The sequence below is a fragment of the Paenibacillus sp. FSL R5-0744 genome (assembly GCF_037972555.1).
GTDB lineage: Bacteria > Bacillota > Bacilli > Paenibacillales > Paenibacillaceae > Paenibacillus_AQ.
The window spans coordinates 1,496,806-1,519,533 of sequence record NZ_CP150228.1; the positions used below are offsets into that span (position 1 = coordinate 1,496,806).

Sequence of the window (22,728 nt, forward strand, 5' to 3'; positions counted from 1 at the left end):
ACCACTTGAGGAGTGACTGAGATGAGTGAGGTTAAAAAAATCGCCGTAATCGCAGGGGACGGTATTGGACCTGAAGTAGTAGCTGAAGCAGAAAAAGTATTGAAAGCAACGGAAGAAGTATTTGGTTATGCTTTTGAAACGGAGCACGCTCTTTTTGGAGGCATTGCAATAGACGAAAGAGGCACACCGCTGCCGGAAGATACACTGGAAATCTGTCGCAGTGCTGACGCCGTATTACTGGGCGCTGTAGGCGGACCGAAGTGGGATAACAATTCTAAGGAGCTTCGTCCTGAAACCGGATTGCTTGGCATTCGCAAACAACTTGGATTGTTCTCAAACTTACGTCCAGCAGTCGTATTCGATTGCCTTAAGGACGCTTCGACATTGAAGCCAGAAGTGCTGGAAGGTACCGATCTTATGGTCGTTCGTGAGCTGACTGGTGGGATTTATTTCGGAGATAAACTGCGTCGTCAAGGTGAACATGGTGAAGAAGCAGTGGATACCTGTGTATATAACGTAATGGAAGTGGAACGAATTGTGCGTCAGGCTTTTGAGATTGCTGGCAAGCGTCGCAATAAGCTGGCAAGTGTTGATAAAGCGAATGTACTTGAAACTTCACGTTTATGGCGTGAGGTCGTAAATAAGATTGCTCCAGAATATCCTGAGGTAGAGGTTGAACATGTACTCGTTGATAACTGTGCAATGCAGCTGCTGCGTCGTCCAGCTAGCTTTGATGTTATCGTTACCGAGAACATGTTTGGTGACATTCTGAGCGACGAGGCTGCGATGTTGACAGGTTCTATCGGTATGCTTGCTTCCGCTTCGATGGGCGATGGTAACTACGGTCTCTACGAGCCCGTTCACGGCTCCGCACCTGATATTGCCGGACAAGGACTTGCGAACCCGATTGCAACAATCCTGTCCTTAGCACTAATGTACCGTTTAACCTTTGGTTATGAGGATGCGGCTGCTGCGATAGAGGCTGCAGTAGCTGAAGTATTGGATGCAGGACACCGTACAAGTGATATCGCCGTAGATAAGAGCAAAGCGATCAGTACATCTGAAATGGGCGACCTGATTGTTGCAGCTATCCGCAAAGCATAATAAAATCTAATTTCTAATTACGATTATAGGGGAATTTGTCTAAGATTGACTTTGATTTTGTGCGATGATACCATTTGATATGTAGACAAGATGTAAATTATTCCAGCATATCACGACAAGAAATGGTTGGTTTCTTACATAATCAAAGGAGGATTTTGGCAATGGCTGAACGTTTAGTAGGTAGACCAGCTCCAGATTTTACTATGCAAACCATATCAGGTGATGGTAAGGATTTTGGTAAAGTAAGTCTGTCCGACTATCGTGGCAAATGGCTGGTATTCTTCTTTTATCCTCTGGACTTCACTTTTGTATGTCCGACTGAAATCACAGCTCTCAGTGAAGCAGCTGCGCAGTTCGAAGCGCTTGATACAGAAATTCTCGGCGCAAGTGTAGATTCGATCCACAGCCACAAAGCATGGATCAATACACCTAAGGATTCGAATGGTCTTGGCCGTTTGAATTTCCCGCTTGCTGCTGATATTACTAAACAAGTTGCTAAAGACTACGGCATTCTGATTGAAGAAGAAGGTATTGCATTGCGTGGATTGTTTATCATTGATCCTGAAGGTGAATTGAAATATCAGGTCGTTAATCACAATGATGTAGGTCGCAGCGTAGAAGAAACACTTCGTGTCCTGCAAGCCCTGCAATCTGGTGGCTTATGCCCAATGAACTGGAAACCAGGTGACAGAAACCTTTAAATGTTGTTCTGCTATTATCTGATCTTTGATATTTTGATTTCGACCTCCTTGCAGAAGTTTTTTCTGTAAGGAGGTTTTTTGCACAAAAAAAGGCTTAAATAAAAAATGGATTTGAAAATAGGCGTGAAAAGTTATATTATGTCCTCGAGTGGAGGAATCTCCATTGGGGTAATGTAATACAATAATAAAAACTCAGATGGGTTAGTTATTCTAAGGAGGGTGAACAAATATGAGCTTTTGCTGTGGAGCGAGTATGGTAGGAACAAAGGGAACCCTTAAACATTATCGCACGCAAGTCCATAATGTTCCCCTGCTTTTTTGTCCGGTATGTCATCGTGTAGAGGTTCACTATAAGGTCGAAAACGAGTATGAGATCTTGGCGGAATACGCACATGGAGACGGTGTTACTGATGTGGATTTTCAGGACTATGTCATGGAAGACGAAACTGCAATATTCGAGAATGTCATTAACATCGAGAGTGAAGAGCCTCTAGCTATTGTGCGGAGTCAGATCGATATGGCGCTTGACCTGCTTGCTGTAGCCAAACAGATTGAGGATACGAAGTGGGAACGGGAATTGAAGAAAAGATTAGCTGTGATGAGTCAAAGACGCCTTCGTCTGCAACAGAAAGCGTAAGATTATTTACAATTTGGGTCTGACCCATTCCTTTATCAAGGCCTTCGCAACTGCGAGGGCTTTTAGCTTTTTCTGAATTTTTCTTAAACGTGTTTAAATCAATTGAACGAATTAATAGTAATAAATATAATTAGATGTGATTTTTTATATGTCTTTGGAATCATTTTATGAATTTTTTTATCATTCGACAGTTTCTCTGATTGCGTTGTCTACTTCACTTGGATATGATTGGAATATAATTGAACCGGTTGGAAAAAGTGCAACGATTACCGAATGTTCTGGCGGCTTCGTCATATACTCAAATACATAGTAATTTGATGTCGCTTTAGCGTCTTCGTCAAATGCAGTAAAAGGGGGAACTTCGTATCGTGATTAGCCAATATCAAGAAAGTCTTCTATTACCGGGAAGAACCTATCAATCAGGACCTGTGGATACTACATACGAGGATGTACTAGAGAATATTGACAGCGGAATCATGCTTTTTGATGAAGAGGGAGTTATAAGTTTTGTAAATAAGCAAATGTACGGGATGCTTGAATTAACCCGTCACTCCCTTGTTGGCTGTACAATATCACACCTGTTATCTAACGTTCGACTGAGCCGCTTTAAGAAAAAGCAAGTACTACAAAGCTATAGAGAGATGGTATACAAAGGAAAATCTAATTATGAGTTTTTAGACGAGTATGGCCGGTACTGGAAAGTTACACTATGCTGTGGAGAACAAATGAAGGGTTGTTATTTGTTTACAGTTAAAGAAATCTCCGATTATAAGTTGATTGAGCAAACGGCTTACCAGAACGATAGTTTGGCTATGCTAGGTAAATTATCTGCATCTATTGCACATGAAATCCGGAATCCATTAACTGCAATTCGTGGATTTATTCAATTGCTTCACCCGCATCTACAGCAGCTTGGGAAGCAGGAATACGGCAAGATAATCTTGGCAGAGATCGATCGTGCCAATGATATCATTCATGAATTCCTTACTTCCTCCAAGCCGTCAGTTCCTCAAGTGGGGATGATTCCTGTGTCAGCTTTACTTAAGGAAGTAGTGCTGCTTACAGAGAGCGAAGCCCTGATGAAAGGTTGCCAGATCAATCTACATCCTTTTCAGGAGGGAGATATGATGATTTCTGGAGATGTAAAACAAATGAAACAGGTAGTCCTCAACCTGATTAGAAACGCTATGGAGGCCGTTGCGGATAGAGCAGATGGTCTAATGGGTATAATAGAGGTTGGAGCCCACAGAGAGGGTTCTGAGGTCCGTATGTTCATCTCTGATAACGGAAAGGGAATGGATATCCGTACACTGGACAGGTTATTTAGTCCATTTTTTACTACTAAGGAGAATGGGACTGGGCTTGGGCTATCCGTGAGTGACCGAATCATCAAAAATCATGGCGGATGTATCTCTGTCAGTAGTAGAGTTAACGAAGGTACTCATTTTGTAATCTCATTGCCATTAATCCATTAGTACATTCGAATAGAATATAAAGTGTTTAAGAGGCTGATCCCTGCGGATAATACAGATGCAGAGATCGGCCTTGCTTATGTTACAATGGGGGTTGGTTTTGGGAGACAAATGGAGGTAGACACAATGAATATAGAATTTAATAGTGGCAGTGCCATTAATGAAATACAGGGTGATGCCCTTATTCTTATCATCTCGGAGTCGGAAGCCCAACATGGAGGCCTCTCAGAGAGGTGGAATGACAGAATTCGATTATTAGGAAGGTCAGGTCTCTTTAGTGGGAAGCTGAATCAGACTTATGTACTGCCATTAGATTATCCATCTGGTTGTCCTATAGCTATTTTAGTTGGAAAAGGGGATCAATTACTTAGTACTGAAGACCTACGTCAAATGGCGGTTCAGATAGCACGTGCAGCACTTCGATTGAAGGCAATACAGCTAGTGTTTCAGTTGCCTGAAGGTGTTCAGGAGCTAACAGAAGATAAGGATATCGTATCTATTGCCTATGCGTTGTCTGAGGGGTTGTCACTTGGTTCCTATCGTCGTCCCACATATAAGCAGGAGCAATCTCAATATACAGGTCCAAACTCGGTTATTTTTACTATCGAGAAGAAGCCAGCGGATACTTTCGAGCGTGACTGGAATCTGGGCATGCAGAGAGGGCTGGCTTTTGGTGAGGCTACGAATCTGGCACGGAACTTGACGAATATGCCCGGCAATCTGCTGACTCCATCTGACCTTGCTGTGGCCGCTATAGAAGTTGCTGAACGTTATGGATTTCCTTCCGAAGTGCTGGATGAACGGGAAATTGAGCAAAAAGGAATGGGCGGATTGCTCGCAGTCGGAAAAGGAAGTGTAAACCCTCCGCGAATGATCGTCATCCGTTACCAGGGAACGGGGCACTGGGATAATGTAGTGGGGCTGGTCGGTAAAGGGATTACTTTTGATACGGGGGGAATTTCCTTAAAAAGAGCCCCAGGCATGGAAGAGTTAATCAGTGATATGGGAGGCGCAGCGGCTGTGCTTGGAGTCATGGAGGCATTAGGCCGATTACGTCCACGAATTAATGTCGTAATGGTCATTCCATCCGCTGAGAATATGCCATCTGCTAATGCCTTTAAACCCGGGGATATCATTACATCAATGAGCGGAAGAACCATAGAAGTATTGAATACCGATGCAGAAGGCAGACTTGTACTTGGGGATGCGCTGACCTATGCCCGGGAATGGGGAGCGAAACGAGTTATTGATGTCGCTACGCTGACAGGTGCAGTGTTGTCGACATTAGGAGATATAGCTACAGGTGCTGTTACTAACAACGAGGAATTTATGGAGCAGTTTCTGACAGCAGCTAATGTTTCGGGTGAAAAAATATGGCAGCTTCCGGCTTACCCGGAATTCCGTGAAATGCTAAAGAGTGAAGTGGCCGATATCCGTAACACCGCAGGAAGATTCGGGGGAGCCACTACCGCTGGGTTATTTGTAGGTGAGTTTGCGGAAGGTCTGCCGTGGATACACCTAGATATTGCTGGAACTGCATTTCTTTCTAAAGAACGTGGAGTTAATCCTAGAGGCGGTACAGGAGTCATGGTTCGCACATTGGTTCAGTGGTTGCTCGGCGAAAGCGAATGATTAGCTCTTCATAATCAACAAAAAGAAACCTCGCCCTAGGACAATGGATGGAAGACCGACCATTCCCTAAGGCGAGGTTTCTTTGCTTTTGTAAGAATGCTGAAGATTAAATATTGCCACTGGATTTTTTAGCCTTTGATTGAGAAGTAAAGGATTGAATACTATTCATTATTTTATCGCGAGTTCCCTTATTCTTCAGTAAATAGGCTACGCCCAATGCTGCTGTTGTGAAAAATGTTTTTTTTGTGTTCATAGTGATTACCTCCTTAGGTATAGTCTGTAGTTGCTTATAACAAACATACCCGAAAGCAATGCAAGCTAAACTATGAACCCTTTCATATAACGGTTAGGCAAGCCTACTTCTTCTTATTAACAGGTGTTGAGCAGCAGGAGAGGGGAGAATCTAAAGACGCTGCAGAACAGGTCTTGCCCTTATCACAGCCAGCGCAAGCGCCTTGCTTGCCCTTTTGCACATGTCGATAGATGATCCAGCCTGAATAACCGAAGATCAGAGTGACGATTAGAACATTTACCATTCCGGTGCCCCACTTTCATAAAGAGAATCAACGAATTACAAGTTCTACGACCAGCCTAATAATCGCCCACCTTGGAAAATAACAAAAGATACGATATACGCCAGAGCAAGAGAATAGCCAATGGAGAAGAAAGTCCATTTCCAAGAGGCTGTTTCTTTTTTGATAACCCCTACAGTGGCCAGACAAGGAATATATAACAGGATAAAGGCCATAAAGCTGATTGCACTTAGCGGTGTAAAGACTTGTGAAATTTGATTCTCTAATCCAGCGGTATCTGGTGCGTGATAGATGATATTCATCGTAGACACAACAACCTCTTTCGCTAAAAATCCTGGGACCAAGGTAGAGCCAGCCTGCCACGTTCCGAAACCAAGCGGTTCCAGCAGTGGTGCAATCATGCCTCCGAATTTAGCTAGATAGCTATGATCCATTTCTACATCAAATCCGCCAGGACCAGCATAAGACATGAACCAAATAATGGCTGATCCAGCTAGAATAATCGTTCCCGCTTTACGAAGGAACCCTTTGCCCTTCTCCCAAGTGCTGCGCGATAAGGTTTTGATCTGCGGCATACGGTAAGGAGGAAGTTCGATGATGAAGACGGAGGATTCATTCTTGAATAAGTATTTAGAGAATACCTTACAAAGAGTTAGGGCAAACACAATCCCCATAACATACATAGAGAGAACGGCAAACGCTTGTTGCTCTGGGAAGAATACAACTGCGAATAATGCATAAACAGGTAATCTTGCAGAACAAGACATCAGCGGCATTAACAGGGTTGTCAGCATGCGGTCTTTGGGCTGTTCGATGCTTCGCGCCGCCATAATGGCCGGTACATTGCAACCAAAACCAATGATAAATGGAATGAATGCTTTTCCGTTCAGTCCCATTCGTTCCATGGTGCTGTCCATCAACAAGCAGACCCTTGCCATGTATCCGGAATCCTCTAAGAAGGAAATGATGAGAAAGAGAATGAAGATTTGCGGAACAAAGACCAGTACGCCGCCTACACCACCGATGATGCCATCCACAATCAATGCATGCGTGAAGCCTGAAGCTCCAATGGTCTGAAGCAGTGAGTTCGTTCCATCACTAATAGGGCCCGATATCAGGCCGTCTACGATATCCGATAGGGGGCCGCCAACCCAGTCAAATGTAGTCTTAAAAAGAGCATACATAAAGAAAATGAATAAGGGCAGTCCCCAAAATCGATGAGTCAATACCGAATCTAATCTTTCGGTTAAGTTATGGGGCTTCTGAGCTGTCGTATCAAGGACTTCGACACAAATATTGCGAATATACTCCATACGGTTCGAGCGAATCCATTGCGGGAGTGTCAGGGCGAGTTTTTTGATTTGTAGCTCACTCTGACAAGACTCACAGATGTTTAGCAGTCTTGTAACATCTATACGCGACTTCAGAAACTGAAGTATAACCGGATTCTGCTCCAATAGCTGTAGAGCGACCCAACGGTGATTGGGCAGATCTTTTATAGAACGTAATTCCTTTTCTATAGAAGATATCGCTCGCTCGACGACCTCACCATAATTCAGCTTGAACTTTACAGCAGGAATAGCTGACGATTCCTCGAGGATGCTGAGCATCTGTACGCTGCCTTTACCGGTTCTTGCTATAAGTGGGAGGACGGTGACACCCAATCTTGATTGTAAAATGGTTTGATTAATATGAATACCACGCGCATTTGCGACATCAATCATATTAAGACCGAGTACAGTAGGCTTGCCATACTCAAGTAGTTGAAGCGTGAGCAGCAGATTACGTTCCAGCTGGGATGCATCCACGATATTGATTAATGCTTCAGGGGATTCTTCTATCAGATATTGGGCTGCGACCCCTTCATCACGGGAGAGTGGGTGCAGAGAATAGATGCCGGGCAAATCAATGAGCTTGCCTGCCCCGTTCTTCAGATTTCCGATCTTTTTCTCAACCGTGACGCCTGACCAGTTACCTACATATTCGTATGAAGTCGTTAATGTATTGAAGAGGGAGGTCTTACCTGTATTTGGATTGCCCACAAGAGCTATAGAACTCAAGATACGTTCACCTCAATCAGAGAAGCTTCTTTGCGGCGTATGGCGAACAGCTGGCCGTTACATTCTAGCGTAATCGGTCCCCAAAAAGGTCCCTTTCCTTTAAGACGGATGTTCACACCCTCTGACACTCCGAGATCAGCAAGACGACGGCGTAGAACGGGGTTCATTCCTTCTATTTTATGAATATTTCCAGCAGCGCCAGGTTGTAATTGCAGTAAGGAACAGCAGGTAGAAGTAGCTATTGTAATCCCTCCAAAAGAGATTGAGAATCAATCTCAACTGTTTTCTTGTAATGTAGCATTTTTAAGTGTTTGTATACTGTGACATTTGTCCCTGACCTACTATGGTAATTACTTTAAAGTGCTAAAGGCGAAATACCTTTACAATTTATTCTTCATTAAAGTATGATTGAACGATATAAATTGCATAGTAAAGCTATGCTAGAGGTTATAATGATTGCAATAGCACATATGATGATTGCAGGAATTGAAGGGAGATAATTATGAAGACTAATCAATGTAAAATTGTTGACTGCACCATTCGCGATGGGGGGCTCGTTAACAACTGGGATTTCAGCGTGGAATTTGTGCAAAATTTGTATGCCGGCTTGAATGAGGCTGGTGTTGACTATATGGAAATCGGTTATAAAAACTCCCCTAAACTGCTCAAAGGAGCAGAAGGTGCTGGACCATGGCGTTTTCTGAACGATGACTTCTTACGTAAAGTTATCCCGCAAAAGGGACATACGAAGCTTTCCGCTTTGGTTGATATCGGTCGTGTGGATGAGAATGATATTTTACCTCGCAGCGAAAGTATGCTGGATCTGATTCGGGTAGCTTGTTATAGCAAAGATGTGGAGAAAGCCTTACAGCTGGTACAAACCTTCCATGATCTAGGCTATGAGACAACGATCAATATTATGGCTTTGTCGAATGTAATGGAGAATGAATTATTAGAAGCTTTCGAAATGATTCGTGAGAGTGTAGTTGATGTGGTATACATTGTGGATTCATACGGTAGTCTAGATCACAACGACATCAATTACTTAGTTGAGAAGTTCAAAACTCATTTGCCAAACAAACGCCTGGGCGTACATACCCATAATAATCTTCAACTCGCGTTCTCCAATACGTTGATTGCTGCTGAGAAAGGTGTAGAGCTGCTGGACGCTTCCTGTTATGGAATGGGACGTGCTGCGGGGAACTGTCCTACAGAGCTGCTTGTGACTCATTTGAAGAATACACGCTACACATTGCGCCCTGTAATTGATATCATTGAACGCCTGATGATTCCTTTACGTGAAAAAGAAGAGTGGGGCTATATCATTCCTTACATGATCACTGGAACGCTTGATGAGCATCCACGTTCAGCAATGGCGCTTCGCGCATCGGTGGATAAGGATAAAGCGGTTGATTTCTATGATAAGCTTACAACACCAGAGGTTAACTTCGGAGATAAATAAACCTGTTGTTCAGAAGCACTGAACCCGTTCGTAGGGGGAAGTGCTTTTTTTTTTGAATAAAAATAAAATTTCTATAAGTTTCTCTGATAAATGATTCTAATATTTTTCGCTAAAATACTTACCGTTCTAATAAGAAGCCTGAAGGTATTTTTGCTTGCCTGCTAGAAGAAAATGGTTTATATTTATGCAAGATTTATGAATAATCGCCATAAAAATACGACCTCACAAAAGAAATGTAACTTTAAAGACCGATCTAGCCGATATTTATACATAGGACAAGACTATACATAGTTGCTTAATAATCGACATCATTTTCAGACGCGAGGGATCTATGAGACAAGAAGAGAAAAAGACAATTCAAGCGGCTATTATAGGAGCCTTACTGTTCCTATTCATTCAAATTTTCCATACATCGTTAAACCGATTGGACAATTGGGAAATTATTTCTGCACTCTATCTCATTGTCGGCTGTTGTACTGTTGCTTTTGGATTTGCGATATTTGCACAGGGCTGGTTGTTCTTCTCTAGCAGATTATCTAAAGGAAGATTATATGTCGCAGCTCTTTTTGGTGGAATATGTATTATTGACTTCTTGCATACACTCGGCTTTGTAGCATTTCCATTGATTTCATCGTTTATAACCCCTGAGGAATCAAGGTGGCTGCTTACCTTTTCACGACTATCCAGCGGGCTGGGTATATTGTTTATTTTTAGTAGAGAAGATAAACCTGTGACCGTTACCGAAAAAAGAAATGTATTCAGAATCGCCTTCATGTTAATCGTGCTCTTCATCGCATTATTTATATTTATCCACACTGCAGTGCCTGAGTTATTTACTAAGCCTTGGATGAGTACAGTTAAACAATTCGTTGATCTGGCAGTACTTTTTGTTTATTTAGCAGGTGTTGCTGTCATCGTATTTCCTGGGAATAATGAAAAGTCTGCCTCGTTGCTTGTTATTATTCGGGCACTTATCTTTTTCTCGCTAGGCCAGGCTTTTTTTATGACTCCCATAAGTGGCGGAAATATTGATGATCTCTTTGGGATGTTATGTAGCGGAATTGCTTATTACCAGTTGCTTACTGGCGTGTATCGCCTGACAATTGAAGAGCCATTTTACGAGAAACAGTTGGCCGAAGAACGGATCAATTATTTGGCGTATCATGATGATTTAACAGGACTTCCTAATAGACGTCGGCTGACACAGCGTGTAGAAGAAATGATTGATGCTGGAGAGACGGACACAAATGATCAATTCTCAGCTTTGGCCATTATGAATATTAATCATTTTAAGAATATAAATGACTCTCTGGGTCATTATGCCGGAGACCTTTTATTGAAATTGGTGTCTGAGCGTCTCAGTAATGAGGCTAGATCCAGTGAAGAGCTGTATAGTATGGGAGCGGACGAGTTTGCTTTTCTAATGACTGAAAGAGCAAGTCTTGGAGAATGCTTGGCACGAGCTACAGAGTTGCTCAGATTATTTGAAGCACCCGTTAATATAGAATCTGGCGAGTACCATATCTCACTCAGCTTGGGGATGAGTATTTATCCTGGTGACGGGGAAACTGCTGAACATCTCATTCAAAATGCGGATACTGCTGTTCATAATGCGAAGGAGCAGGGCGTGGAGATTCGTCGTTATATCCCAGCCATGCAGATGAAGGCAAAGGAACGCCTGAAGCTGGAAAATGACCTTCGAAGAGCGCTTGAGCGTGATGAGTTCTATCTCTTATATCAGCCAAAGGTGCAGCTGGAGACAGAAGAGATTGTAGGTATGGAAGCTTTATTGCGCTGGAATCATCCTAAGCGTGGTATTGTCTCACCTAATGAGTTTATTCCATTAGCTGAGGATAGCGGGCTAATTGTTCCAATTGGGGAATGGGTACTGAAGATGGCGTGCCAGCAAAATAAACAGTGGCAGCTAGCAGGCTACCAGCCGATATGCGTCTCTATCAACTTATCTATGCGTCAATTCCTTCAGCCGAACCTGGCTGGTAAAATTCATACCATTCTGACCGATATTGGTTTGGATCCATGTTATGTTGATCTTGAAATTACAGAGAGTATGACCTTGGATAAAGAAACGGCTTTTGATCAGCTGAAGCGCTTGAAAGAGCTAGGTGTGTTCATTAGCATCGATGATTTTGGTACAGGTTATAGCTCATTGCACTATTTGAAGGATATGCCGATCGACAGGCTAAAGATTGACAGATCGTTTGTCTCCGAGGTTATGGAGGACAGTAATAATGCGGCAATAGTCTCCACGATTACTTCTATGGCGCATCATTTGAAGCTTAAGGTTACCGCAGAAGGGGTGGAGAACAAAGAGCAGCTGCAGTTTTTGCGTGAGCAGCATTGCCATGAAGCTCAAGGGTTTTTGTTCAGTAAACCTATTCAAGCAGCTGAATTTGAGACCTCATTTTTGAAAAAGGCTCCCCTCGGCGCTTCCTTGTAAAATATAAGAAAGTATAAGTTTCACACCATACTCTATGTCTTATATTTCGCATAAAAAAATGTTGATTTTTATTTATGGGAGTGATACAATATCTCTTGTACTCACTTTCCAATGCGGGTGTAGTTCAATGGTAGAACTTCAGCCTTCCAAGCTGATAGCGTGGGTTCGATTCCCATCACCCGCTCCATAATTTAAACTTTCAAATCCTTGCGATGCAAGGATTTTTTTATGTTTTGGTTGATGGTTTTGTTATGAACTATTCTTAGATATCAAAAAGCCAGGCTCCTCAATGAAGAGGAGTCTGGCTTTGTTATACTACCTGATTCTCTTAAACAGTCTTCAAGAACTCAACAATGGTGAGCAGTCCCTTATCAAAGTTCTCCAGGTTGAAATGCTCATCCGGTGCGTGCAGGTTCTCATCATCAAGGCCAAAGCCCATCAGGACCACTGGTGCTTCAAGTACACGGGAGAAGCTTTCCATGATCGGAATGGAGCCACCGTCTTTGGTGAAGAGGGCACGGGTTCCGTATACTTTGCCGTAAGCGTCTGCTGCAGTTTGCAGAATAGGGTTCGATGGATCGATGTTAAAGGCACGTGCCTTCTCCATTTGCGTCACATGTACTTTCGCTCCGGTTTGAATATTAGCCTTCAGATGCGCTTCAACGGCATCAAGAACATGTTGTGGATCCTGATCGCCAACGAGACGGCAAGTAATCTTGGCATGTGCTTCTTTTGGAATAACTGTCTTGCTTCCTTCGCCTTGGAAGCCGCCATACACACCGTTAAGTTCAAGTGTAGGGCGAGCACCAATACGTTCTACAAAAGAATAACCTTCTTCGCCGTATAACGCATCAAGGCCAAGTCCTTCACGAATCTTATCTTCATTCACGCCTTGCTTCACGAATTCCTCACGTAGCATTGGAGAAAGTTCAGGTACACCATCATAGAAGCCTTCTACAGAAACACGGCCTTTGTCGTCATGAAGGGAGCTGAGCAGGGACACGAGAGCGTGCAGTGCATTCGGAACGCCACCACCGTAAGAACCGGAGTGCAGGTCTGTAAGAGCTGTAGTAACGCTCACTTCAAGTGATCCTAGGCCACGTAGTCCTGTGCAAATTGCAGGGCGACCACGTTCCAGCAGGGAAGTATCGGAGACTAGCACCGCATCTGCAGCCAGCTTCTCTTTGTTAGCTTCCAGGAATGGAGGGAGATTTGCGCTGCCGATTTCTTCTTCACCTTCGATACAGAGCTTGATGTTAACAGGAAGAGTACCTTCTTGTTTCAGGATTGCTTCAATCGCTTTGAGGTGAATGAATACTTGTCCTTTGTCATCCGTTGCTCCACGTGCATACAGCTTGCCGTCACGGATCTCTGGTTCAAACGGAGGGGTAGTCCACAGGTTTAGCGGATCTACTGGCTGCACGTCGTAGTGGCCGTATACAAGAATGGTTGGCTTACCCGGAGCATGAAGATAGTCAGCATATATGACGGGATGCCCCGCTGTCGGATGAAGTTCAATGTTCTCAAGTCCAGCTTTCTTTAGTGTGTCTGTCAGCCAATGGGCTGCAGCTAGTACATCGTCCTTATGCTCAGACAAGGCAGAAATACTTGGAATCTTGAGCCATTGTTTTAGTTCTTCGAGATGTTCATCCCGGTGTGTTGAAAAATACGTTTCATATGACATAGTGTGTATGTACCTCCTTAAGTTTTGCTGCGCAAAACCGGCTATGAGCTTAATCGTCATGCGTGACCGTCTTGTTTAGCATTCTATAGGAATCATTATACTGGAGAACTCACTATGGATCAAAAGCGATTAGAAAGACGTCTTATCTGATCCTCGTGACCGGAGCTTTTTTTCGCAATTAATAGTTCCTTTCCGGTTGTTGATTACTAACAGTAACCATGATAAGCTGATTAAACTTAAGGGACAAGAAGGCACTATTACATGCTTGAGTTCCTATGGAGGTAACCACTTTGGAACATTCAATGGACGAACCCATTCGGCTAATGCCGACGCTAGAGGATTGCTCCATCACCCGCCAGATTCTCGACAGGGTTGGGGACAAATGGAGTGTGCTCATCATTGTTAATTTGGGTGCAGAAGCATTGCGGTTTAAAGAACTTCAGCGGCGTTCTGGTGGTATATCACAACGGATGCTGACCCAAACCCTGCGTCATTTAGAACGAGATGGTATAGTTTGGCGTAAAGTTACGCCTACGGTACCTTTGACTGTTGAATATGGTCTGACAAGTTTAGGAGAGTCCTTGCTAGATCCTTTAACTTCCCTAGTGGAATGGGTCAATAGAAACAACGCTGAAATCGCCAAAGCGCGTATAGGGTATGATCGTCAGCACGAAATGTTGGAGTAGCAAGCTAGGTGTACAATTTACTGGGATAGAGGATGGATTATTTTGCAAAAGAAAAGTGAAAAAAACACATTTTTATATACTTACACCTGTTCAGAGGACGAGTTATCACTATGTCAGATGGAGCTTCGTTGTCTTTTTGGAGAGGAAGTACCTTCTTCAATCTTTAAGAGTGAGGTAGAGGTGGATGTCAGCCGCAGTCCCTTCATTAAAGAACGAATTGATGTTATGTACGAAGGAGATAGCTTGCCTGAGATTTATGATCAAACGGAGCAGGTGGAGCTTGGCGGTAAGACATTTAAGGTTATTTTTGTGAAGACCAATGATCTGCCCCCTGCGGACAAAATAGAATATGATGAGCGAAGAGTGATCGAGCGGGAAATTGGGCTGCGGATTGAAGGGGAAGCGGATGTAAACCATCCAGAGCTGGTATACGGCATTGTTACGCTGGGCGGTCGCTGGTACTTTGGAGCTTATCATAAGAACAAGGCCACCTGGTTCCGTCAAATGAAAAAGCCGCGTAGCTACTCTATCGCGCTTAGCACACGTGTAGCCCGAGCTGCGGTCAATATAGCCGTTCCGAATCCGGAAGGTGTACGAGCTATCGATCCTTGCTGCGGCATCGGAACAGTAATGGTAGAAGCCCTCTCGATGGGAATCAATATGGTTGGACGTGACATTAACCCTCAAATCGCGATCGGTGCCAGAACGAATATTGCCCATTTTGGATTCACAAGTGAGGTTACGCTTGGAGATATTGCTGACATCACAGAACATTACGATGTAGCTATTGTAGATATGCCTTATAATCTATATTCTAGTATTACACCTGAGGAACAGTTTGCGATTCTAGTGAATGCGCGCCGGATTGCAGATCGGGTAGTTATCGTTGCGATTGAACCGATGGATGAGATGATCACGGAGGCTGGATTTACGATTATAGACCGCTGTGAAGCTAAAAAAGGTTTGTTCTCCCGTCATTTAATGCTTTGCCAGTAATCCTAATCAAGTTATTTAAAGGGGTGCAGCAATGGAGCAGAAATGGTTAACCTGGGCTAAAGAAATACAGGCCATCGCACAGACTGGACTAACTTACGCTAAAGATGTCTATGATATAGAACGGTATCAAGCTTTGCGGGAGCTAAGTGTAGATATCCTCGCTAATTATACGTTCGAAAGCAAGGAGAGAATAAGACTCTCCTTTGCTAGTGAGGGTGGCTATTCTACGCCGAAAGTGGATATCCGTGGTGTTGTTTTTCGGGATGACAGAATCCTGCTTGTCCGCGAGAAATTGGATGGAAAGTGGGCGCTTCCCGGGGGCTGGGGAGATATCGGTCTGTCACCGAGTGAAGTCGTTGTTAAGGAAATTCAAGAAGAATCAGGATTTGAGACAGAAGCAATTCGCTTGCTGGCTGTTTTAGATAAGAAATTTCATAACCATCCTCCGGAGCCGTATCACGTGTATAAGTTTTTTATTTTGTGCAGAATTGTAGGCGGCGAGGCGCTGCAAGGGGTGGAGACGAGTGAAGTATCCTTTTTTGCTGAAGATGAACTGCCTGAGCTCTCATTAGAGAGGAATACAAGTGAGCAGATTGAAACGATGTTTGAATATTTACGAAATCCAGAAAAAGTAGTAATATTGGACTAAGAATTTGCATATTATGTATGACTTCCGTAAAGTGATGTTTTTAATGATGTAAATGATGGGTAATAACTATTATGTAAGCACTTACAAAGTTGGTATTCTAAGCTTTTAGGTCGAGCGGTCTACATTTTTTCCTCTACTGTGACGATAAGAATTTTAGGAGGGGATCGCATGGAACAAGAAGAGTTGAGCATTCCATTGAAACAGGAAAATGTGGTGCGCCCTGCAGAGGGCAATATTGCCACTGGGCTGGTTTGGGGTATCTTAATCAGCATTCCGTTATGGATCTCTGTGATTGGCTGGATTCTGGGGTTTTGGCGCTGAGCCGTATTTTAATAATTATCTAACTCTATTAGTTGTATAGTATACATCAAAGGCGGTCTCTTCGTAACTGAAGAGGCCGCCTTTTTAGTTTCCTGAGTTTCTCAAGATTTCGAATATACCAGTCTAAAGTTCTCGCAAACTACCTTCATCTTTGGATCAAAAGGCTTCTTCAAGAACGCTAAGGACTCTCTGCTGAAGAACTTCTCATGCTCATGGCGCCACGACTCTAACGTTCTGTCATCCTCGCCTTCGCTATAGGCAAAGTCAGCGCCTACCTCATCAAAAGGTGTAATTTGCACATCTGTCGTAACGATCACTGCTTGTGGATTACCACGGCCGTCCAGCAGGATACTATGTCGCCCAATTTCTGGTAAGGTCTCGTCACATACTGCATAAATTTCATAGTTCGAAGCGGTTCCTGTCTTAATCCTGCGGATCACCAGATCTAGCAGTTCATCGGCCATTTGAGGACTGTCGCCAAAGGCCCAAGCCTCGTAGTTATCCGCTGCTTGTGGATGAAGCTGGGTGTATTCTTCCCAAAAAAGCTTAATCTTCGTTTCGTTGCACATATCCGTATCTCCTCATGTAATAATCGTTAGTGTCCCGCAGTTTCCATCCAGCCCGCATAGAGCTCATCTAGTTGCTCTTGCACTGCATCGCGTTCTTTCTGTAGCTCGGCGAGCTCTGCCGCATTGCTACTGATCAGTGGATCTAGCATTTTGGCATCGATTTCCCCAAGCTGATCCTCAACTTCGGCAATAGCCTTTTCCCAATCAAAGTGGATACTCTTCTTGCGGGAACTGGACGAGTTAGCCGTGGTGACATTAACATTCACGGAACGGTTAGATTGAGGCTTACCGGAGCGTGCAGTGGTTCCATCTGAAGAGAAAGGTTTAGGCTGATCAGGAATAGAGACTGGTGCTGCTAACGCCTGTTCAGCTTGCTTCTCCTTGTAATACTCATAGTTGCCGTTGAAAACTCCAAATCGTCCACTTTCAATGGACCAGAGCTTATGGAACAGACGATTAATGAAATAGCGATCATGTGAAACGGCCAGCACTGTACCTGGGAATTCTTCTAATGCTTCCTCTAGCGCTTCCCGGGAGTCAATGTCTAGATGGTTCGTTGGTTCATCCAGAATTAACAGGTTTGGTTTACGATGCATCAACACAGCGAAACGCAGGCGGGTCCATTCCCCTCCGGATAGATTCGTGATGTCTTTGAATACATCGGCACCGTAGAATAGGAAACGTGCGAGCTGCCCGCGCGCTTCACCTTCTTCTAGTCCGGCCTCTTCACGGAAGTAGCGGAGTACGGATTGTTTGTTATTGTCAGGGACAGCCTCTTGCGCAAGATAGCCAACAACGGTTCTTGAACCAAGCGTGCAGCTTCCGGTGTCTGGCGTCTCCTGACCTAATATAATTCTTAAAAGTGTACTTTTCCCTGCCCCGTTACCACCGATAAGTGCCGTAGTCTCTCCGTAGCGAAGAACTTCGTTTGCGTCTGTAAACAGGCTTCGCTCTCCATATGCCTTACCGATATCCTCCAGTATGACGACTTGATTCCCGGAGCGATCATTTTGTTGTAGCTGCAAATCCATCGATTTGCGCTCAAGAATAGGACGTTTAACCTTTACCATACGATCCAGTGCTTTTTGCATGGAAGCTGCTCGCCGGTAAAAGGCAGGGTTTGGGGGAGTTCCCCGATTCCCAAATTCGATGAGGCGTTTGATACTCTCCTGCATTTGCTTTATCTTTTTCTGTTGTTCTTGATAATCAGCAAATTGTTGAAGTAGACGTGTTTCCTTCTCTATTTGATAGCCGCTGTAGTTGGTATGGAAGGTAAAAGCCTCGCCATCCTCAATCTCGATCACTTTTTTGACTACAGCGTCGAGGAAGTAACGATCATGGGAAATGGCTAACACTGTACCGTCATAGCTCTGTAAGTACTGCTCTAACCACTCGATGGCGTTCATGTCTAGATGATTGGTTGGCTCATCGAGTAGAAGTACATCAGGTCTACGCAGTAGCAGCTCTGCGAGTCCGACTTTAGTTTTCTCGCCGCCAGAAAGAGAGGAGAAGAGTCGGTTATATTGCCCAGTTCCGATTCCTAGACCAATGGCAACTCGCTGAATGGTGGATTCAATTTCGTAGCCTCCTGCGGTCTCAAATTTATCCTGAAGGCTACCATATTCTTTCAGCAGCCGATTCCATAGCGTTTCATCCGTTCCGGTATTGAAGGCGGACATTTCAAGCTCCAGCTCTCGCAGGCGTTGTTGCCATTGCAAAGGTTCAGCAAAGCTACGCTGTAGAACTTCATATACAGTTTCTTTTTCGTTAACCTCTTGAATTTGAGCCAGCATTCCTACTACACTACCTTTGCGAATTGAGATTTGCCCTTGATCGGGGCGCTCTTCGCCATTCAGTAAGTGGAAAAGTGTAGTTTTACCGCAGCCATTGCGGCCGATTAGACCGATTTTTTCTCCTTGGCGGATATCGAAGGTGATGCTATTTAGTACGAGCTGTGCACCGTGGTATTTTTGAACATTTTGGCATTGAATAATCATATATATTCTCCTTTAAGAATGCCCTTTGCACCGCCAGAACCCTTAATCGAAACTGGAATTCTGTAAAAAACCATAAAAAAAGACCGTAGGGAAATTTCCCCACGGCCTTATCATTCTCCGGTTAACTGATCCGTCCGGGTGATGGCAGGAAAGGCATTTCACAATTGTGTAGTGTTATTAAATTCATGGAAATGGACAGACTTCTCCCGTTATCGCCATTTACATGAGCAATGCCAGCTATCGCTTTAGGTAGCCGACTCATAACACTGTTGGTCCAATTGTGATCCATTCCTTCCACACCCCTTTCTTAACAAATTTAATGACAGTGTAAACAATAATCGGAAATTTAGCAAGTAAAAAGATGGAAGAGCGAAGTTTTACACTGCATAGAATATGAAATGTGGAATAATATGGTTCTATGTGGGAGGAGACAAGCCACTAAAAATAACAGATGAAAAGGGGAAGTTATATGGCGATTTTTGACGGATTGATGGGTAATGCATCACAAGTAAATCTAGCGGAGGTACAACGGGAATATGCACAAATCCTTGCCCCTCAAGAGAAAATTGAACGAGCCTACAAGTTGATTAGAGATATGTTTGTTTTTACAGACAAACGACTGATTCTAGTGGATAAACAGGGACTGACGGGGAAAAAGACGGACTATCATTCCATCCCATACAAAAGCATCTCGCATTATTCCGTGGAGACGGCAGGGCACTTTGATCTGGATGCGGAGCTATGTATCTATATTTCCAGCAGCACTGTGCCACTCAAGAAGACCTTTAATAAATCCGTGAATATTTATGAGGTACAGGCGGTATTGTCACAATATATTTTAAAATAGTTTAGTTAGACCGTGTAGCGGAGTACCAGACCACCATAGGCAAAAGCGGCTAAGATGACAAAGGCAGGATGCAGCTTAAGCCGCTTGATGGCCCAGAATGCGATTGCGGCAATGAACAGTGTTTGCCAGATTCCGATAGAGTTCGTAGGACCTTTGACCATTGTCCAAGTGAGCGCAGCCATCATAACTGCAATGACCGGTTGAACAAGCAATGTCATCCCTTTCACTACGGGGGATTGCTTGTATTTTTGCATGACCTCTAACAGGATAATAAGCGCTACTGCGGAGGGCAAGAGGGTTGCTAACAAAGCTACGATGAGTCCTAACCAGCCGTAGACATCATAGCCGACGTAAGCTGCGATTTTGGTAGCAATCGGGCCAGGCAGTGCATTGCCAAGTGCAAGCATGTTAGAGAATTGTTCATCGGTCAGCCAGCCGTAATGGGGAACGATTTCTTGATACATCAATGGAATAGAGGAAGGACCACCGCCGTATCCAAGCAAATTCGCCATGAAAAATCCGTATATGAGCTCTAACCAGTCCATCAATTTGATCCTCCTTGTTGTTGCTTCGCGATGATCCGGTAATGAACGGCTCCGTAACCTAGAAAAAGCACGATTACGAGAGCTGGATGTATGTGAATTATTTGTAGCAGAAGTAAGGCGAGAAGGATGAAGACAGCGCTGAGATATTTTCCTAGCCCTTTATAGGTTTTTTGCGCAAACTCATATGCCATTATTCCTAACATGACAGCAATGACAGGAGATACCCCCGCGATCATTCCAGCTACTACTTTTGAGCTACTTAAATAATTTACAGCCGATAACAGTATGATCATAGCCAGACAGCTAGGTGAAATATGTGCCAGAACTGACAGTATCGCCCCCCTAACTCCTCGAAGTTTATATCCAAGATAAGCCGCCATTTTAGTAGCAATAGGTCCCGGTAGCGCGTTGGCAATCGCCAATGTCTCCCCGAATTCATCGTCGCTCAGCCAAGTGTAGCGAGTTACCGCATCATGCCGGATTAATGGAATCACGGAAGGCCCTCCGCCATAGCCGACAATCCCAGTTCTGAACATGGCGATAGCTAATTGTACATAATCTTTATGGATGGATATCACGTGAGACCTCCCCTTGTGTTTAGAGCCCATTCTATACAATTCATATGTGTGAAACTACGAGGTTGACTAGAAATTAGCTAATCTTTGTGCATGAATCACAAAAAGAGGATGGTTATTTTGAGGTTTAGCGTAACCGATTGACAAGGGATTTTTATGTAATGTTAAATGACACTAATTAAGTGAGAAGTTAATAGGGAGATGGGGAACATGGCGGAGAAACCTGTAATAGGCACAAAAACAATGGTCGTCAGCCCTCATTATTTAGCTTCGGCTGCGGGTGCGCGCATTTTGGGAAAAGGGGGTAATGCCTTTGATGCGGCGGTGGCGGTTAGTGCGACGCTCGCTGTAGTCTACCCGCATATGACGGGGCTTGGTGGGGACTCGTTCTGGTTGACTTATAGCACAGAAGAGGCGCGTGTCCGGGCGTATAACGGAAGCGGACGATCGGGTTATGGAGTTCGCAGGAGTTGCTTTGCCGGGGAGGGAGCTATCCCCAGGCGGGGAATCCGCAGTGCCATCACTGTGCCGGGGATGGTGGATAGCTGGGATGCCATGCTGAGTGAGTATGGCCGATTAACGCTAGCGGAGGTGCTGGAGCCGGCCATCGGCTACGCACAAGGCGGGTTTCCGCTGTCGCCGGACCAGCGGAATAATACGCTGCTTGCTGGAGCGGCGTTGTCGGCGGAGGCGTCCGCGATTTATATGCCGGGTGGAGTGGCTGTGTCTGCTGGATCGAGATTTCAGCAGACACAGCTGGCGGCAACCCTGAGGACGTTGGCTGCAGGTGGACGGGACGCTTTTTATAAGGGGAATATTGCTGAAGATATTTGTGATTATATGCTGGCAGCTGGGGGCTATCTCACACGGGATGATTTTGCGGATCATCAGGGGGATTGGGTCGAGCCGATTCATGCGGAATATCATGGGCATACGGTGTATCAAGTGCCGCCAAATTCTCAAGGGTTTACGGGGCTGATGAGTCTTAATATATTGGAGCATTTTAATTTCGGAGAAATCGAGCATGGTTCTTATGATTATTACCACCTGCTTGTTGAAGCGCTGAAGCTGAGTTTTCGTGATCGGGATAGAGTGCTTACAGATCCGGATTTTAGTGCTATTCCTTTGGTGCAGTTGCTGGATAAGAACTATGCAGGGCAACTAGCCTCTACGATCTCGATGCAAAAAGCGGCACAGCTGACAAGTCAGCCTATCGGCAGTGATACGGCGTATGCTGCGGTGGTGGATGAGGAGGGGAATGCAGTCTCCTTTATTCAGAGTCTGTATTTTGAATTTGGCTCAGGTGTGGTGGCTGGGAATACAGGGATTCTGCTACAGAATCGGGGTTCGTTTTTCTCGCTTGATCCGAACCATATCAATACGCTTGAACCGCATAAGCGCAGCTTCCACACACTGATGCCAGCCATGGCCTGCCGCGAGGGCAAACCTGTGATTCTATATGGTACGCAAGGTGGTGAAGGTCAGCCGCAAACTCAAACGTTGCTACTTACAAGGATGCTGCATTATGGGATGAATCCGCAAGCGGCTGTAAGTGAACCACGTTTTGTATGGGGGAGAACGTGGGGGGAACCTACGCAGGAGCTGAAGGTAGAGGGACGGGTAGCGGATGAGGTGCTGGCAGATCTGGCGGGAGCCGGTCATATTGTCCGGAAAGTGGAAGCATATGACGGGAGCGTGGGTCATGCTCACGCGATATCCATAGATGACAATGGATATCGTAGTGGGGGGACAGACCCGCGCTGCGATGGCGCGGCGATAGGTTGGTAGGGTGAGGTGAGA

The 22,728-nt window shown here is 44.5% G+C and carries 23 protein-coding genes and 1 tRNA gene; 14 read left to right on the forward strand and 10 right to left on the reverse strand.

The window, feature by feature from the left end; translation table 11 throughout:
• Positions 1-21 precede the first annotated feature (21 nt).
• The 5 genes from leuB (at position 22) to MKY19_RS06655 (ending at position 5,546) form a co-directional block, all read left to right on the forward strand.
• Positions 22-1,104 (forward strand): 3-isopropylmalate dehydrogenase, encoded by a 1,083-nt coding sequence (leuB, locus tag MKY19_RS06635; RefSeq protein ID WP_339801386.1) that lies wholly within the window; start codon positions 22-24, stop codon positions 1,102-1,104.
• Between the two features lie 161 nt (positions 1,105-1,265).
• Positions 1,266-1,805, forward strand: a complete 540-nt coding sequence (locus tag MKY19_RS06640) for a peroxiredoxin (RefSeq protein WP_339269457.1) — start codon at positions 1,266-1,268, stop codon at positions 1,803-1,805.
• 229 nt (positions 1,806-2,034) lie between these two features.
• Positions 2,035-2,442 (forward strand): hypothetical protein, encoded by a 408-nt coding sequence (locus MKY19_RS06645; protein WP_042125131.1) that lies wholly within the window; start codon positions 2,035-2,037, stop codon positions 2,440-2,442.
• A 368-nt stretch (positions 2,443-2,810) separates the two neighbouring features.
• A complete protein-coding gene (locus MKY19_RS06650; RefSeq protein WP_076298229.1) occupies positions 2,811-3,917 on the forward strand; it encodes an ATP-binding protein in 1,107 nt (368 codons plus the stop codon).
• A gap of 21 nt (positions 3,918-3,938) precedes the next feature.
• Positions 3,939-5,546, forward strand: coding sequence for a leucyl aminopeptidase (locus MKY19_RS06655; protein ID WP_339801390.1), 1,608 nt, complete (start codon positions 3,939-3,941; stop codon positions 5,544-5,546).
• Between the two features lie 106 nt (positions 5,547-5,652).
• Here the strand turns inward: MKY19_RS06655 and MKY19_RS06660 are convergent, their stop codons facing one another.
• From MKY19_RS06660 to MKY19_RS06675, 4 genes are all read right to left on the reverse strand, one after another.
• Positions 5,653-5,799 (reverse strand): hypothetical protein, encoded by a 147-nt coding sequence (locus MKY19_RS06660; RefSeq protein WP_179085847.1) that lies wholly within the window; start codon positions 5,797-5,799, stop codon positions 5,653-5,655.
• Between the two features lie 103 nt (positions 5,800-5,902).
• Positions 5,903-6,082, reverse strand: coding sequence for a FeoB-associated Cys-rich membrane protein (locus tag MKY19_RS06665; RefSeq protein WP_076298228.1), 180 nt, complete (start codon positions 6,080-6,082; stop codon positions 5,903-5,905).
• 44 nt (positions 6,083-6,126) lie between these two features.
• Positions 6,127-8,139 carry a ferrous iron transport protein B gene (feoB, locus tag MKY19_RS06670; protein WP_339269463.1) on the reverse strand — a complete coding sequence of 671 codons (2,013 nt, stop codon included), beginning with the start codon at positions 8,137-8,139 and terminating at the stop codon, positions 6,127-6,129.
• Entirely contained in the window at positions 8,136-8,402 is a 267-nt protein-coding gene (locus MKY19_RS06675; RefSeq protein ID WP_306440392.1) for a FeoA family protein, read from the reverse strand. The genes feoB and MKY19_RS06675 overlap by 4 nt, the downstream gene beginning before the upstream one ends.
• Before the next feature lie 239 nt (positions 8,403-8,641).
• Between MKY19_RS06675 and MKY19_RS06680 the strand changes: the two genes are divergently transcribed.
• The 3 genes from MKY19_RS06680 to MKY19_RS06690 all read left to right on the forward strand — a co-directional run bounded on the left by MKY19_RS06680 (position 8,642) and on the right by MKY19_RS06690 (position 12,246).
• Positions 8,642-9,601, forward strand: a complete 960-nt coding sequence (locus MKY19_RS06680) for an aldolase catalytic domain-containing protein (RefSeq protein WP_339269465.1) — start codon at positions 8,642-8,644, stop codon at positions 9,599-9,601.
• A gap of 331 nt (positions 9,602-9,932) precedes the next feature.
• The gene (locus tag MKY19_RS06685; protein WP_339801396.1) at positions 9,933-12,059 is read left to right on the forward strand and encodes an EAL domain-containing protein; all 2,127 of its coding nucleotides are present in this window, start codon (positions 9,933-9,935) and stop codon (positions 12,057-12,059) included.
• Positions 12,060-12,172: 113 nt separating this feature from the next.
• A tRNA-Gly gene (locus MKY19_RS06690) sits at positions 12,173-12,246 on the forward strand.
• A 141-nt stretch (positions 12,247-12,387) separates the two neighbouring features.
• On the opposite strand, the gene MKY19_RS06695 is transcribed toward MKY19_RS06690, so the two are convergent.
• Positions 12,388-13,743: a dipeptidase gene (locus tag MKY19_RS06695; protein ID WP_339269469.1), complete on the reverse strand. Its 1,356-nt coding sequence runs from the start codon at positions 13,741-13,743 to the stop codon at positions 12,388-12,390.
• Between the two features lie 290 nt (positions 13,744-14,033).
• Between MKY19_RS06695 and MKY19_RS06700 the strand changes: the two genes are divergently transcribed.
• The 4 genes from MKY19_RS06700 to MKY19_RS06715 all read left to right on the forward strand — a co-directional run bounded on the left by MKY19_RS06700 (position 14,034) and on the right by MKY19_RS06715 (position 16,395).
• Positions 14,034-14,429: a helix-turn-helix domain-containing protein gene (locus MKY19_RS06700; RefSeq protein WP_081382709.1), complete on the forward strand. Its 396-nt coding sequence runs from the start codon at positions 14,034-14,036 to the stop codon at positions 14,427-14,429.
• A gap of 42 nt (positions 14,430-14,471) precedes the next feature.
• Positions 14,472-15,425, forward strand: a complete 954-nt coding sequence (locus MKY19_RS06705) for an RNA methyltransferase (RefSeq protein WP_339801400.1) — start codon at positions 14,472-14,474, stop codon at positions 15,423-15,425.
• 31 nt (positions 15,426-15,456) lie between these two features.
• The gene (locus tag MKY19_RS06710) at positions 15,457-16,074 is read left to right on the forward strand and encodes an NUDIX hydrolase (protein ID WP_339801403.1); all 618 of its coding nucleotides are present in this window, start codon (positions 15,457-15,459) and stop codon (positions 16,072-16,074) included.
• A gap of 168 nt (positions 16,075-16,242) precedes the next feature.
• The gene (locus MKY19_RS06715) at positions 16,243-16,395 is read left to right on the forward strand and encodes a hypothetical protein (RefSeq protein ID WP_156113065.1); all 153 of its coding nucleotides are present in this window, start codon (positions 16,243-16,245) and stop codon (positions 16,393-16,395) included.
• Between the two features lie 101 nt (positions 16,396-16,496).
• Here MKY19_RS06715 and MKY19_RS06720 read toward each other — a convergent pair whose 3' ends face one another.
• The 3 genes from MKY19_RS06720 to MKY19_RS06730 all read right to left on the reverse strand — a co-directional run bounded on the left by MKY19_RS06720 (position 16,497) and on the right by MKY19_RS06730 (position 19,250).
• A complete protein-coding gene (locus tag MKY19_RS06720) occupies positions 16,497-16,964 on the reverse strand; it encodes an ASCH domain-containing protein (protein ID WP_339801407.1) in 468 nt (155 codons plus the stop codon).
• Between the two features lie 26 nt (positions 16,965-16,990).
• Entirely contained in the window at positions 16,991-18,961 is a 1,971-nt protein-coding gene (locus MKY19_RS06725; protein WP_339269475.1) for an ABC-F family ATP-binding cassette domain-containing protein, read from the reverse strand.
• A gap of 121 nt (positions 18,962-19,082) precedes the next feature.
• Positions 19,083-19,250: a hypothetical protein gene (locus MKY19_RS06730; protein ID WP_156114741.1), complete on the reverse strand. Its 168-nt coding sequence runs from the start codon at positions 19,248-19,250 to the stop codon at positions 19,083-19,085.
• 180 nt (positions 19,251-19,430) lie between these two features.
• Here MKY19_RS06730 and MKY19_RS06735 point away from each other — a divergent pair, with 180 nt between their 5' ends.
• Positions 19,431-19,808: a PH domain-containing protein gene (locus MKY19_RS06735; RefSeq protein ID WP_339801411.1), complete on the forward strand. Its 378-nt coding sequence runs from the start codon at positions 19,431-19,433 to the stop codon at positions 19,806-19,808.
• A 5-nt stretch (positions 19,809-19,813) separates the two neighbouring features.
• Here the strand turns inward: MKY19_RS06735 and MKY19_RS06740 are convergent, their stop codons facing one another.
• Both MKY19_RS06740 and MKY19_RS06745 read right to left on the reverse strand, forming a co-directional pair.
• On the reverse strand, positions 19,814-20,353 hold the full coding sequence (locus MKY19_RS06740) for a chromate transporter (protein WP_339801414.1): 540 nt from the start codon (positions 20,351-20,353) through the stop codon (positions 19,814-19,816).
• Positions 20,353-20,928, reverse strand: coding sequence for a chromate transporter (locus MKY19_RS06745; protein WP_339804197.1), 576 nt, complete (start codon positions 20,926-20,928; stop codon positions 20,353-20,355). The genes MKY19_RS06740 and MKY19_RS06745 overlap by 1 nt, the downstream gene beginning before the upstream one ends.
• Before the next feature lie 210 nt (positions 20,929-21,138).
• On the opposite strand from MKY19_RS06745, the gene ggt reads away from it, so the two are divergent.
• On the forward strand, positions 21,139-22,716 hold the full coding sequence (ggt, locus tag MKY19_RS06750) for a gamma-glutamyltransferase (RefSeq protein WP_339269480.1): 1,578 nt from the start codon (positions 21,139-21,141) through the stop codon (positions 22,714-22,716).
• Positions 22,717-22,728: the final 12 nt, after the last annotated feature.

Bases quoted from the DNA above. Each gene is read 5' to 3' on its own strand.
- leuB (WP_339801386.1), top strand. From the start codon at position 22: ATGAGTGAGGTTAAAAAAATCGCCGTAATCGCAGGGGACGGTATTGGA.
- MKY19_RS06640 (WP_339269457.1), top strand. From the start codon at position 1,266: ATGGCTGAACGTTTAGTAGGTAGACCAGCTCCAGATTTTACTATGCAA.
- MKY19_RS06645 (WP_042125131.1), top strand. From the start codon at position 2,035: ATGAGCTTTTGCTGTGGAGCGAGTATGGTAGGAACAAAGGGAACCCTT.
- MKY19_RS06660 (WP_179085847.1), bottom strand. From the start codon at position 5,799: ATGAACACAAAAAAAACATTTTTCACAACAGCAGCATTGGGCGTAGCC.
- MKY19_RS06665 (WP_076298228.1), bottom strand. From the start codon at position 6,082: ATGGTAAATGTTCTAATCGTCACTCTGATCTTCGGTTATTCAGGCTGG.
- MKY19_RS06680 (WP_339269465.1), top strand. From the start codon at position 8,642: ATGAAGACTAATCAATGTAAAATTGTTGACTGCACCATTCGCGATGGG.
- MKY19_RS06685 (WP_339801396.1), top strand. From the start codon at position 9,933: ATGAGACAAGAAGAGAAAAAGACAATTCAAGCGGCTATTATAGGAGCC.
- MKY19_RS06695 (WP_339269469.1), bottom strand. From the start codon at position 13,743: ATGTCATATGAAACGTATTTTTCAACACACCGGGATGAACATCTCGAA.
- MKY19_RS06710 (WP_339801403.1), top strand. From the start codon at position 15,457: ATGGAGCAGAAATGGTTAACCTGGGCTAAAGAAATACAGGCCATCGCA.
- MKY19_RS06715 (WP_156113065.1), top strand. From the start codon at position 16,243: ATGGAACAAGAAGAGTTGAGCATTCCATTGAAACAGGAAAATGTGGTG.
- MKY19_RS06720 (WP_339801407.1), bottom strand. From the start codon at position 16,964: ATGTGCAACGAAACGAAGATTAAGCTTTTTTGGGAAGAATACACCCAG.
- MKY19_RS06725 (WP_339269475.1), bottom strand. From the start codon at position 18,961: ATGATTATTCAATGCCAAAATGTTCAAAAATACCACGGTGCACAGCTC.
- MKY19_RS06730 (WP_156114741.1), bottom strand. From the start codon at position 19,250: ATGGATCACAATTGGACCAACAGTGTTATGAGTCGGCTACCTAAAGCG.
- MKY19_RS06735 (WP_339801411.1), top strand. From the start codon at position 19,431: ATGGCGATTTTTGACGGATTGATGGGTAATGCATCACAAGTAAATCTA.
- MKY19_RS06740 (WP_339801414.1), bottom strand. From the start codon at position 20,353: ATGGACTGGTTAGAGCTCATATACGGATTTTTCATGGCGAATTTGCTT.
- ggt (WP_339269480.1), top strand. From the start codon at position 21,139: ATGGCGGAGAAACCTGTAATAGGCACAAAAACAATGGTCGTCAGCCCT.